The 12514-nt window shown below is 41.3% G+C and carries 11 protein-coding genes; 3 read left to right on the forward strand and 8 right to left on the reverse strand.

Annotation, left to right across the window (positions count from 1 at the left end):
* Positions 1 to 18: 18 nt before the first annotated feature.
* The 7 genes from EL244_RS00420 to pilM all read right to left on the reverse strand — a co-directional run bounded on the left by EL244_RS00420 (position 19) and on the right by pilM (position 6314).
* Positions 19 to 933: an SPOR domain-containing protein gene (locus tag EL244_RS00420; protein ID WP_115163798.1), complete on the reverse strand. Its 915-nt coding sequence runs from the start codon at positions 931 to 933 to the stop codon at positions 19 to 21.
* A gap of 295 nt (positions 934 to 1228) precedes the next feature.
* Complete coding sequence (aroB, locus tag EL244_RS00425; protein WP_112835823.1) at positions 1229 to 2317, reverse strand: 3-dehydroquinate synthase; 1089 nt, start codon at positions 2315 to 2317, stop codon at positions 1229 to 1231.
* A 41-nt stretch (positions 2318 to 2358) separates the two neighbouring features.
* The gene (gene aroK, locus EL244_RS00430) at positions 2359 to 2880 is read right to left on the reverse strand and encodes a shikimate kinase AroK (protein ID WP_006813997.1); all 522 of its coding nucleotides are present in this window, start codon (positions 2878 to 2880) and stop codon (positions 2359 to 2361) included.
* Between the two features lie 506 nt (positions 2881 to 3386).
* A complete protein-coding gene (locus EL244_RS00435; protein ID WP_126457937.1) occupies positions 3387 to 4427 on the reverse strand; it encodes a transporter in 1041 nt (346 codons plus the stop codon).
* Complete coding sequence (locus EL244_RS00440) at positions 4414 to 4953, reverse strand: hypothetical protein (protein ID WP_126457940.1); 540 nt, start codon at positions 4951 to 4953, stop codon at positions 4414 to 4416. Before EL244_RS00440 ends, EL244_RS00435 begins: the two co-directional genes overlap by 14 nt.
* Entirely contained in the window at positions 4946 to 5485 is a 540-nt protein-coding gene (locus EL244_RS00445) for a PilN domain-containing protein (protein WP_126457943.1), read from the reverse strand. Before EL244_RS00445 ends, EL244_RS00440 begins: the two co-directional genes overlap by 8 nt.
* Position 5486: 1 nt before the next feature.
* Positions 5487 to 6314, reverse strand: coding sequence for a pilus assembly protein PilM (gene pilM, locus EL244_RS00450; protein WP_126457946.1), 828 nt, complete (start codon positions 6312 to 6314; stop codon positions 5487 to 5489).
* A gap of 116 nt (positions 6315 to 6430) precedes the next feature.
* On the opposite strand from pilM, the gene mrcA reads away from it, so the two are divergent.
* Entirely contained in the window at positions 6431 to 8968 is a 2538-nt protein-coding gene (mrcA, locus tag EL244_RS00455) for a peptidoglycan glycosyltransferase/peptidoglycan DD-transpeptidase MrcA (protein WP_126457949.1), read from the forward strand.
* Between the two features lie 98 nt (positions 8969 to 9066).
* On the opposite strand, the gene nudE is transcribed toward mrcA, so the two are convergent.
* Positions 9067 to 9621: an ADP compounds hydrolase NudE gene (gene nudE / locus EL244_RS00460; protein WP_126457952.1), complete on the reverse strand. Its 555-nt coding sequence runs from the start codon at positions 9619 to 9621 to the stop codon at positions 9067 to 9069.
* A 299-nt stretch (positions 9622 to 9920) separates the two neighbouring features.
* Between nudE and EL244_RS00465 the strand changes: the two genes are divergently transcribed.
* The gene (locus EL244_RS00465; protein ID WP_112835827.1) at positions 9921 to 12020 is read left to right on the forward strand and encodes an IgaA/UmoB family intracellular growth attenuator; all 2100 of its coding nucleotides are present in this window, start codon (positions 9921 to 9923) and stop codon (positions 12018 to 12020) included.
* Positions 12021 to 12087: 67 nt separating this feature from the next.
* Positions 12088 to 12498: a ribosome-associated heat shock protein Hsp15 gene (gene hslR, locus EL244_RS00470; RefSeq protein ID WP_126457955.1), complete on the forward strand. Its 411-nt coding sequence runs from the start codon at positions 12088 to 12090 to the stop codon at positions 12496 to 12498.
* Positions 12499 to 12514 lie beyond the last annotated feature (16 nt).

Genomic DNA, 12514 nt, shown 5'->3' on the forward strand with positions numbered 1-12514 from the left:
GCCCGGGGAAAAACGTTGTTATTTTTGATCCTGTTTAACTTGTTTCATATTGCGAACCCACGGTTTTTTAGCTTGAACTGGCGCAGGTAATTTTGCAATTGCGCTTTTAGCTTCATTGACTGAGCTGTAGTTTCCGTGGATCAGAACATACCAAGTTTGCCCATTACGAATGGTTTTATAGACTTGATAGTTAGCGAGTTTATTCTCTTTAGCGAATGCCTCCAATGTATCTGAGCGGCTTGCACTGCTTAATTGCAGAGTATAGCTGCCGGATGCTGCTACCGAATTACCGCTTTGGTTACTGGCTGCAGGTTTAGTCACTGGTTTAGATTGAACAGGTTGTTTCTGCTCAACTGGCTTAGTCGCTTTTGGTTGAGTTTTTTCTGGAGAGACAGGTTTAACCGCAGGTTGCTGTTCTACCGGCTTAACTTGTGATGGTGTCAACGGAGTCACATTTTGCGCTGGCGCTGTTACTTCAGGTGGTAAGGTTTGGCCTTGATTGAGTGCATCCGCCACATCGCCAGGAATTTCAATACGTTCACCGAGACCATTAGTTTGAATTTGTGGCTCACTTTGGGTCGGGGTTGGATTGATTTGCTGACCGTTTAACTCTTGAGTTTGACCTGGTTGAGTTAGTGTTTGGCTATTAGAGTTAGTTAGTGATGATGAACCGGATAAATCGATATTACGTTCATTTGCACTATCTGATTGTAATTTCTCATGCTCTGTTGGTGCTTTTAACGCGGAACTGATAGCAATGATCAGTAACAACAACACTAAGACCCCAACACCAATCATGATGTGCTGGCGTGATAGTGTGATTTTTGGCTTAGCCGTGGCAGCGGGACGCGAGCGTCCTGTTGGTCTGTCTGATGTATCAGGCCTTAAATCATTTTGTGCTTTAGGCTGATTATCTGGTTTAAATTCGTCCATTTTCCTCTCCCGAAATGAGTTTGCCTGTAGTAGAGATAAAATGTCTCTTATCGTTACGACCTGTTCACGACCAAACAGTGTGTTACTGCTTACTTTTAAAGGATAGATTGTTTAGCAAATTCATTCCAATTTCAATGAGATTGCTATTATCTTAGCCACTTAATCAGTAATTCGTTTATAGGTGTTAGGCTGAGCCTATAATTTAACGACTTTAGTTGATATCTGCCAGTAACATTTCAAAACCCCTGAAAATAATCAGGAATAAATAATGCTTTTTACGTAAAGTCGCAAAACCTTAAGGCATGCAGGAGGTGATTGCAGCCACGACTGTCGGTGCATCCACATCAGAACGCATTTCGGCGTGTCCAATCGTGGTTGGGAGGATTAAATGTAATTTCCCGCCCATCACTTTTTTATCTCGCATCATGTGAGGTAAATAGTCATCTGGTTGCATTTTTTCAGGACCCGTGACGGGTAAGTCAGCGCGTTTTAGTAGAGCGATAACACGTTGGGTTTGCTCTGGTGTAAAGCGACCCATTAATTCTGCAGTTTTAGCTGCCATAACCATACCCGCAGCAACCGCTTCACCATGTAGCCAAACGCCATAGCCCATTTCAGCTTCAATGGCATGACCAAAGGTGTGCCCAAGATTGAGTAGCGCACGTAATCCACTCGTCTCTTTCTCATCAGCGGCAACGACTTGAGCTTTGAGCTCACAGCAACGGCGAATACAGTAGGCCATAGCTTGGTTATCGAGTGCCATTAAGGCTTCGATATTATTCTCTAACCAACTGAAAAATTCACCATCCAGAATTATGCCGTATTTGATAACTTCGGCGAGTCCTGAGGAAAGTTCTCTTTTGGGAAGGGTTTTTAAGCAGTCTAGGTCGACAATGACAGAAGCGGGTTGATAAAACGCCCCGATCATGTTTTTGCCTAGAGGATGGTTAACCGCAGTTTTTCCGCCGACAGAAGAATCTACTTGAGATAACAGGGTGGTTGGTACCTGGATAAAGCGTACCCCACGCTGATAACTGGCAGCGGCAAAACCGGTTAAATCACCGATCACTCCCCCACCAAGAGCAATGAGAGTTGTGTCGCGGTTATGGTGCTTTTCGAGTAATGCGGTAAAAACATCATTCATGATGAATAACGATTTGTATTGTTCACCATCAGGAAGGATGATCGAATCGACTTTCACTCCTGATGCTTCGAGAACATGTTGGATCTTATTCAAATAGAGTGGCGCGAGAGTTTCATTCGTCACTATCATTGCTCGTTGACCCGCAGTTAGTGGCCAAAATGCATCCTGTTGTTGGTACAATCCAGGCGCAATATTGATTGGATAGCTGCGTTCATCCAGAGTAACAGTGACTTTTTCCATCTTGCTTTTACCTTGAATTCATTACATCTGATTTAAAAGGATTAGTTCTTTTCTAACAGCTCAATGATTTGGTTAGCAACAACTTTAGCGCTTTGCTCATCTGTATGGATCGTAATATCTGCGATCTCTTCATACATAGGGTTGCGTTCATCGGCTAGTTTTTCTAAAACTTCGCGTACGGGTTCATCCACTTGTAATAGAGGACGTTTTTTATCACGTTGTGTGCGAGATAGTTGTTTCTCAATAGTGGTTTCGAGATACACAACGACACCACGAGCTGATAGGCGATTACGAGTCTCTTTAGATTTAACAGAGCCGCCACCAGTCGCTAGAACAATGCCTTGCTTCTCTGTAAGTTCGTTGATGATTTTCTCTTCACGATCGCGGAAGCCTTCTTCACCTTCGAGGTCGAATACCCAGCCTACATCTGCACCTGTGCGTTTTTCAATCTCGTGATCGGAGTCGAAAAACTCCATATTAAGCTGTTGAGCCAACTGACGACCAATAGTGCTTTTTCCGGCTCCCATTGGTCCAACCAGAAAGATATTGCGTTTCTCTGCCATGTTTTTTGGTATTACTACGATTATTCGTTAATGATCACCCGCCCCGCCAATCGAATTAGCGGCGGGACCTAAACTGAAACCTCATTAATTGATGATGTGAGATCAGATATGAAAATTATCTCAATACATCAACCTGAATTGCAACTACATAAATCTGGCACTCAGGAAACAAAGTGTCAGATTTGCAGTTACTGGTTTCTATATTTGAGCTGTCTACATTACATAATGCATTGATTAGCATGAGTTTTAACAGGCTATAAAACCCACAAAAAATGAGGGAAGCTGTTAATTCTAAAGCAAAAATATTGTTGCTATTTTATAAGCAGTTGACAGCTTGTTCTTTAATCTACCGATAGTTAGAACACTTAATGGATAACCTTGTATGCTAAAACGACCTCAGCGTCAAATTTATCCGGTAGGTTTATAGAATAAAAAATAATAATTTCATCGAACTTACGCATTTTAAACATTCAACTAATTGAATGTATGGATGTTATTTTTTTATGCTAAATATTGATAAGTTTTGGTGTAATAAAAACGATCAAAACGCGCCGATCAATATGTTGAAAGCTATTTGTAAATAAATTTCCTAATAAGGGTAGTTGAGATAGAAATGGAATACCAGCCTCCGTTTTTTCCTGTTTTTGTTGAAAAATGCCGCCAAGAATTAATGTGTCATTATTTTTTACCGTGACGGATGTAGCTATCTCTTGTTTATTAATGGATAGGTGGTGATTTTGGCTGGTAGTGATGGCGGTATCGGGAGAGTTATGGCTAATTTTCAATACCATTTCCACCTTGTTATCCCGTGAAATCGTTGGTGTGACTTCCATACCAAGCACCGCGTCCTTAAATTGTACATGGCTTTTTTTATCTGTATTTGTGACATAGGGAATTTCAGTACCTTGCTGAATACTGGCAGGTTTTTGGTGAGAGGCAACCAGCCTCGGGCTAGCAATAATCGACAATAAATTTTCTTTTTCTAGGGCACTAAGCTTCATTTCTAATAGCCCATCCCCCAATTTTAAAATGTTCAATGCCACTTTCCCTGGTTCGGCGTTATAGCGGTTATATCGGCTATGGTGAGGGTTGGTTGCCATCTCTCCCAGCATTCCCCACTCTAATCCCAAGGCCTGTAATGCCGTACGGGTGCTACTCACAATATGGGCGGTAATTTGCACTTGCTGCTGAGGAATATCCTTTTGTTTTAGCCATTCGGTGATTAAGGCCATCCGTGGTTTACTCTCGGTGATGATTAGGCTATTGGTTGTTGTATCGAAGCTTGCTTGCCCCTTTTCGGATAATAGTTTCATATCAGTTTGGATTATCTGCTGGTAAACCAATTGCGCATCCACCGAAACTAACGGAAATATTTTTTCACTTAATGGTTCTTCAACGGGAATAATTTTGGGCGTATGTTCTGCAAGTAATGGTATGCCTTCATCGGGCAGTAACGCTGTAAACGGGTCTCTTCCTCTCTCGGCATAGCTCATCATGCAGAACAATAGAGGGAAAATCCCAATATAAAAAATGTTATGGTGACTCATGATTTTCCTCCTTGAAAAACGATACTGACAGCGTAGCCACTAACGCATTATTTTTTTGTGTTAATGAAACTTCAGATAAGCGCCAGTGGTTTAGTGAGGGGTGAATAATAAGAGACTGGATTAAATGGATAAGATTGTTAAATTCGCCTTGTATTTCTAATTGATAGCGTGAGTTTTCAATATCAATTGGCTGTAGTTGATTCAATATCACCCTTGAACGTGAAACAGCGTGTTGTAAATAAACAATAAAAGAGTGGGGATCCGATGGCGAATCTGTGGATGATATGTCCCCTTGTATTTGTTGTTCTAGCTGGTGCAATGATGGGTTTTGAGTGAAAAACTCGTGATATTGAAGATTATCGTTGTGTAGCTGTACATTGGCATCATTAAGGCCATTTTGTTGTTGGTTCTGTACTTGCCAATAGCCGTAATAACTGACAATAGAACCTAGAATAAGTAATAAAATAATCAGGATAGACTGTTGCCAAAGTGGGCAATACCAGAATCGATGAAAACTGTTATTCATCGGTTCCTCCTTCAAAATTGGCACTAACATGTAATTGGTTGAGCGCTTTTATTCGTCGAAGTTTAATTAGCTGAACATGGTCAATGTGAGGGTTATCCATAAGTTGAGAAGAGAGTTGATGAATATCTTGAAAATAATAACTATGGGCTTTTAGCTCCAAGCGTTGCTCCCGTAGCTGGAAAGAAGAAAGCCAACTTTTTTCGGGTATTATGGATGTGAGCGAGGTTAATAAATTTAATAACGATTGGTTGTATTGAGCATCTAGATCAATTGTTTTTCGGCGATTCAATAGCTTTTCTAATTGCTGCTGTTTTTCATTAACTTGATGTTTTAGCTGCTGTAATTTTTGTTGTTGTTCTTGATGATGGACATGACGAATTTTGGATTGTGCTATACCAAGAGTTTGCAAGATAGTCCAGTACCCCCCTAAACTCACAAAGAGAACGGTCATCATAAAAGCGAATATAAGAAATAGTCGCTTCTGCTTAAGGATATTCTGCGTGCGCCACGGAAGAAAATTTACTTGGTACATTTCAAATATCCTTATGACGAAGTGCTAATCCGGCTGCAATCACAAAATCCCCTAGTTGGCGAGGAAGTTTGATGGGATAGTGATGAAAAGCTTGCAGTAAATCCCATTGCGGAGGTGAATCAGGTTGTGAATGGTCACTAATGTAATAGATGGGTAATTTTAAATATTCGAGGTCATTAGTTAATAATGGAATTATTTGGGTGATGTCGGTCAATTGATTATCTTGAATATGGTTATAATTTGCAGGTTGGCTGATAGGGCCAGACCATAACCATTCGCCACTCCGGTAATGGATTAGCCAACTTTCATCGGGAAGATGGGCTTGTTTAGCGAGATAGCGAAGTGCAATCGGTGCGATATCTACAGCTGAGAGTGAATAGCCACTCTCCTTGAGTAAATGTTGCCAAAATAGGATATCGGATTGGCGAGCCGCATTGAAATAGACTTGTTGATTGATGATGCGATAATCCACCGAAAGGTCTTCCGCTTGCATCGGAAACCGTTTTTCGATTTGAGTTTGTAAATACCAGCCTAATTCTGGTTGTTGCAAATTCATTTGATTGGGTAGGCTAACTTGCTGCTTTAATGTTCTCATTGAAGGTAGTGCAATGGAAACTGAACAATTTTTCGGTAATTTCTGACGCCATTGCTTTAAAATATTCAGTAAAATTACGCGTTGTTCCTCAAGGACTAAATGATTTATCTCAGTGGGTAATTTTTGCTGCCAGCATTCACATAATGACCAGTATTTTCGGTGTTTTTTAGCAGCAACAAGTTGAATGTGATGCTGAGAAAGTTCAATTCCAATGTTCCATTTTGGTGAGTACATACATAATGTCCTTATCATTAACAATTAAATTACGTTTTCTATTGCGCTGTATAAGCTTTATACTATGCGGCTGTGATATCTAAACCCGCCTGTCAGTTGAGTATGGGAATTCTTCGGTGAAGTTCGTAAAATATTTTTTGATTCTTGTGGTTTGTTGCATTTTTTTGGGAACCGCTTCGATTTATGGCATGTATAAATATGTCGAGGGCGAGTTACCTGATGTCGCAACAATGAAAGACATCCGTCTGCAAACCCCAATGCAGGTATTCAGTGCAGATAATGAACTGATCGCCCAATATGGTGAGAAACGCCGTATTCCATTGCCACTAACTGACATTCCACCGATGTTAGTGCATGCCTTTATTGCGACTGAAGATAGCCGCTTTTATGACCATCATGGTATTGACCCGATTGGTATTTTCCGAGCGGTTACCGTTATGGCATCATCGGGGCATGCTTCTCAAGGGGCGAGTACAATCACCCAGCAATTAGCGAGAAACTTCTATTTAAGTCCTGAAAAGACATTGATGCGTAAAGCAAAAGAAGCTTTCCTTGCCATTCGCATAGAGCAGCTTTTCACCAAAGACGAAATTATGGAGCTATACCTGAATAAAATTTATTTAGGTAACCGAGCTTATGGTGTGGGTGCCGCGGCTTATGTGTATTTTGGTAAAACAGTCAATGAGTTGACCTTAAGTGAAATGGCGATGATTGCGGGGTTACCAAAAGCGCCATCGACGTTTAACCCGCTGTATTCTTATGAACGTGCGATTAACCGACGTAACGTTGTACTGATGCGAATGTTGGAAGAGAAATACATTACGCGCGATCAGTACGAACAAGCGAAGAGTGAAAAAATTGAAGCGTCATACCATGCACCGAAGGTTGATTTTTCTGCCCCATATTTAGCCGAAATGGCGCGCCAAACTATGTATGAAAAATATGGTGAAGACGCATATACCGACGGTTATAAAGTTTACACAACGGTGGTGCGTAAAGATCAATTGGCTGCAACTGAAGCGGTTCGCAATAACTTGATTGATTACGATATTCGTCATGGCTATCGTGGTCCTGCTGAAGTGCTATGGGCAGCCAATGAAACGCCATGGACACAAGAGCAGATTGTTGAAAAACTGAAAAAATTACCTACGTATGGCCCATTGCTCCCAGCAGTTGTCGTTGCAGCAAGTAGTAGTGATGCAAAAGTGATGTTAGCCGATGGTTCAGATATTCAAATCTCTATGGCTGGTGTTCGCTGGGCACGTAAATTTATCTCTGATACCCAACAGGGTGGAACACCAACTGCGGTGAATAAAGTGGTGCAGGTTGGAGAACAAATTTGGGTTCGTCAGGTAAAAGATAGCTGGTGGTTAGCACAAGTTCCGGATGTTAATGCCGCATTTGTGGCACTGAATCCAAATGATGGGGCTGTGATAGCGTTAGTGGGCGGTTTTGATTTCAACATGAGTGAATTCAATCGCGTCACTCAATCTCTGCGCCAAGTGGGTTCGAACATTAAACCATTCTTGTACACCGCAGCGATGGATAAAGGCTTAACGCTAGCCTCATTATTGAATGATGTGCCGATTAGTCGCTGGGATGCAGGGGCTGGTTCAGATTGGCGTCCGAAAAATTCACCGCCACGGTATGATGGTCCCATTCGTTTACGCCAAGGTTTAGGGCAGTCGAAAAACGTGGTGATGGTGCGGGCTATGCGTGCAATGGGTGTGGATTACGCCGCAGATTATTTAACCCGTTTTGGTTTCCCAAAAGAAAATATTAACCGCACAGAAGCGTTGGCGTTAGGTGCTCCGTCGTTTACACCAATGCAGATGGTTCGTGGCTACGCGGTGATGGTTAATGGGGGATATTTAATAGACCCTTACTACATTTTAAAAATTGAAAATCATAATGATGAAGTGATTTTTGAGGCGGAACCAAAACTGGCCTGTCCGGAATGTACCGATATTCCAGTTATTTATGGGGATACGGAGCGTACTATTGCAATCAGGGATTCAGAAGATGATGCAACGGAAGAAGTGACACAATCTCACAGCAGCGTCGTTAATCAGGAACCAACAATGGACGTTCCAGCTGCGGCTGAGCAGGTTCGTTCAGAGGATAAATATGCGCCTCATGTGATTAGCACTCCGTTATCTTTCTTAATTCGTGATGCGATGGTTACCAATATTTATGGTGAGCCAGGTTGGTCTGGTACGGGTTGGCGAGCTGGACGAGATTTAGCTGGGCGACGGGATATTGGCGGTAAAACAGGAACAACCAATAGCTCGAAGGATGCGTGGTTCTCCGGATATGGGCCTGATGTGGTTGCATCTGCTTGGATTGGCTTTGATGATAACAAACGTACTCTAGGCCGAACGGCTGCGGGTGGTGGTGAAGCAGGGGCTAAGAGCGCGCAGCCGATTTGGGATGATTTTATGAAAGTCATTCTTGACGGTGTTCCCGTTAAAACCATGAAGCCACCAAAAGGTATTATTTCAGTTTCCATCGATACGCGAACAGGTAAATTGTCATCAGGTGGGCCGTCACGAAGTGAATACTTTATTGAAGGTACTGAGCCGAAAGAACGTGCGGTACAAGAAGTTGGAACGATGATTTCAACAGATGGCGGATCAAGCCAAGAACTATTCTAATCTCGTTATTGTGGTCTTTATTACACCCCATCGTTTCTTAACATGGGGTGTAATTATTTTAAAGCTACGTAAATGCCAGAGATGGATAATATTTTGTATTACCGCGCGTTATTTTTTAGATAACGCTCAACATAGAACAGCGCACTAATATTACGAGCTTCATTGAAATCAGGGTGATCGAGTAACTCCATCATTCGAGCTATCGGCCATTTAACTTGTTGTAATGGTTCGGGTTCATCGCCCTCTAGCTTTTCATTGAATAGGTCATTAGCAATGAGGATATTCATCTTACTAGAGAAATAAGATGGGGACATGGTGAGTTTTGCCAATGGAATAATTTGGCGGGCACCATAGCCAATTTCTTCTTTGAGTTCGCGCTGAGCAGCATCAAGAGGCTCTTCTCCAGGGTCAACAGCTCCTTTGGGGAAACCCAGCTCATAATTTTCAATACCAACGGCATATTCACGAATCAAGATTAGGTGGTCATCGATGATCGGAACAATGAGAACCGCTTCGCGTTTTGCTGGACGCATTCTTTCATAAACGCGTTTTTCACCGTTGCTGAATTCGAGATCAACAGATTGGATGCTGAATAATTTGGACTGTGCGATATCTTGAATATTCAGGATTTTTGGTTTTTTGAGTTCTGTCATAACGATTTCCGAACCAGATGATTGAATCTATGGATAAAAGCATTTTTGCGATGAGAAAGATGGCCTTTACCTTGTCCTTAACTATGACGCATATCAAAAAAAAATGATAGAGATTATAAGGCAGAGAAAATACTGCTAGTATAATTACCTAGAAAAAGAGTATCGCAGAATGAGTAAAAAATTATATTTACAAGGTATTGTAAAGTAGAACAAAACTGAAAATAGAATAGGAATTGGCTGATATAGGGATTCACATTGAATTGCTATGCTTGCTGGTAGACAGTTCCATTGGGATAAACATGCTAAACACTATCATTATACTGGCTCTGATTGTAGCTAGCCTAATTATAATGGTTCTCTTCCTATTCTTCAGGCGGGGACGGCGTTCTAGCGTCTATCAAATACCCTCGTTAGCCGCGCCTTCATTTAAAAAAATGATTGAGTCAGACTACCAAATCCTATCGCAGTATCTCAATCATAACGCTTCAAAAAATATTCACGTACCGTCACAACCTGCTTGGCAAATTAAACGAAATTCGATTGTTGCAACGATTTGCAATGCCGTCACTCGGTTTAATCTTCGGCAAGAACAAGGAAATAGCTGGCGCTATTTTATTGATACGGTTGAAGTGCAATTGCCTGAACAACTCGAACCCTTTTTGCAGCGGCAAAACGTGATGGAAATCATTGATACTGACCATCTACCGCTCATTGTGGCATTGAATAGCCACTCCCTGAAAGAGTTTAGTCATGAGTGGTCTGCGTCCTCTTCTGTGGAGTCTGTGTTACCAGAAGCCGCTATCCAAGAAGGCGAGCAAAACACGATTCAATTATTAAAAGTACGCAAAGAGAGTAAAGAAGAGCATCGGCTACACAATTCATCGGGATGGCTAGGAGCCATAGTGGTGAGTCTAAGCTTCTTTTTAGGCTACCTCACGATGATTTCTATCCCTGTTTTACAAGGATGGGGACTGACTTTTGCGATAATCGTCTTTTGTATTGGCGTATTTTTACTGTTTCGGTTACGAATTCTTCCCAAACCTTATCAAGATGTACAGTGCATTTATGGGCAACCCAAACGCTGGGAACTCTATGGTGAATTAGATAAAAAGTATTCATCGACAGTCTCTATTGGGGGGGTAGATCTTCACTATCCTTCTTATTGGACTCCCTATCTAAAATATGAATTAAATCAAGCAACTAACATTGACCTCTATTCTTCGGGGGAGGTAGTGAAATATGGCCGCTGTCTCTCCATTCATGAAGAAGAGCGTTATTACCCTTACAAGCGATTTAAAAAGAACATATTGATGTTCTCTAGTGCCTTACTTTTTTTGGTACTTACGATGACTTATCAACCCATTAGTTTGCCAATTAAACTCGGTATTGCATGGTTAGAGGGTACTCAAAAAGTTGTTGTTACAGACCCAATGGAATTGAGCATAAAAAAAATTAAGGTTGGGGATACGCTGTTAGCAAAAGGGGTGGGTATGTGTTATCGCCCCCCAAATTTGAATGATGAAAATCAGGCACTTTTTGTGCCTTTTGACTGCTCCGGAATGTATTGGAACAACATCAATTTGGTGACTGAGCCACAGTCTGAAACGGTAAATCATGCTATTGATTTACTTAATAGTGTTAAAAATCAGCTTCACCCTGATAAAGATGCCCCAGGAATTAACCCCAGATTACAACGAGAAATTATGAAGTCAGGGATGAATATTATCTTTGATTTTTCGGAAATAATATTAAAAACCAATGCATTATGTGGTGGATCAGAGAGTTGCGTTAAACTCAAAAATGCGTTATCGAACCTCGGTGGTAGTGCGGATGATTGGTCTACTCTAGTGAAAAAAGCATCATCAGGAAAATTAAGCGGGGCACACGTTTTATTACGTGCAGGAAGTGCTGAGGCCTTGGAAAAGTTAGTTGAAGACACCACATATGATTTCATCAGGAAAGAAATTGAAAAAGAAATTCGTAAACTCAATAGTCCCCCTCCGGGTGGCGTGTTGTTGATTAGCGATGAAAATCATCCATTAGTTGATTTGATTCCAATAAATTCCTTCAATGAAATGACGCAGTTACAGCGTTGGTATGAACTTCAACGCTTAGCGAGTATTTTGAATAACACACCGTTTGACGTGCAAGGTGTCGTGACGAATTTATCGGTTGATGCAAATGGAACGCTGTATATTTCGCTCCATGAGGCATTAAATGAAGATGCGTTACCGCTCTTTGTTTGTCGGGCTATGTTTATTCTTTTTCTGGCAATATGTGTTGTAATCAATGGTTCATTAATAATTATACGAGTTTTGAATAACAAAAGGCGTTTACGTAAAATCACTGAATATTACGATAAATGCTATGAGGTCGATAATCCTTCCGCGCCTAGATAGTATTATCCTTCCGATATAATGGAAGCCTCATTTTGGTTTTAATTCAAACTGATATTGAGGAGGCATCATGAAACAATCATCTGTAGAACCCGTTCGCCTCGATAAATGGTTATGGGTTGCACGTTTTTATAAAACACGTTCAACGGCCCGTGAGATGATAGATGGCGGGAAGGTTCACTATAATGGACAGAGAACTAAGCCCGGGAAAATTGTTGAGATAGGCGCCTTGATCAAACTACGACAAGGAAATGATGAGCGTATCATTGAAGTGCTTGAGATCAGCAATCAGCGTAAAGGCGCTCCGGAAGCTCAATTACTGTATTGTGAAACAGCTGAAAGCATCGAACAACGTGAAAAAATGGCGATAGCACGCAAAATGAATGCGTTAACTATGCCCCATCCAGACCGACGTCCTGATAAAAAAGAGCGTCGAACTCTGCTAAAATTTAAACAAACTAATTCCAATGAATCGTCTTAATAGACGGTCTGAGTAA

Origin of the sequence: Providencia rustigianii, from assembly GCF_900637755.1 — a bacterium.
In the GTDB taxonomy this organism is placed as follows: domain Bacteria; phylum Pseudomonadota; class Gammaproteobacteria; order Enterobacterales; family Enterobacteriaceae; genus Providencia; species Providencia rustigianii.

Bases quoted from the DNA above. Each gene is read 5' to 3' on its own strand.
- EL244_RS00420 (WP_115163798.1), bottom strand. From the start codon at position 933: ATGGACGAATTTAAACCAGATAATCAGCCTAAAGCACAAAATGATTTA.
- aroB (WP_112835823.1), bottom strand. From the start codon at position 2,317: ATGGAAAAAGTCACTGTTACTCTGGATGAACGCAGCTATCCAATCAAT.
- aroK (WP_006813997.1), bottom strand. From the start codon at position 2,880: ATGGCAGAGAAACGCAATATCTTTCTGGTTGGACCAATGGGAGCCGGA.
- EL244_RS00435 (WP_126457937.1), bottom strand. From the start codon at position 4,427: ATGAGTCACCATAACATTTTTTATATTGGGATTTTCCCTCTATTGTTC.
- EL244_RS00440 (WP_126457940.1), bottom strand. From the start codon at position 4,953: ATGAATAACAGTTTTCATCGATTCTGGTATTGCCCACTTTGGCAACAG.
- EL244_RS00445 (WP_126457943.1), bottom strand. From the start codon at position 5,485: ATGTACCAAGTAAATTTTCTTCCGTGGCGCACGCAGAATATCCTTAAG.
- pilM (WP_126457946.1), bottom strand. From the start codon at position 6,314: ATGTACTCACCAAAATGGAACATTGGAATTGAACTTTCTCAGCATCAC.
- nudE (WP_126457952.1), bottom strand. From the start codon at position 9,621: ATGACAGAACTCAAAAAACCAAAAATCCTGAATATTCAAGATATCGCA.
- EL244_RS00465 (WP_112835827.1), top strand. From the start codon at position 9,921: ATGCTAAACACTATCATTATACTGGCTCTGATTGTAGCTAGCCTAATT.
- hslR (WP_126457955.1), top strand. From the start codon at position 12,088: ATGAAACAATCATCTGTAGAACCCGTTCGCCTCGATAAATGGTTATGG.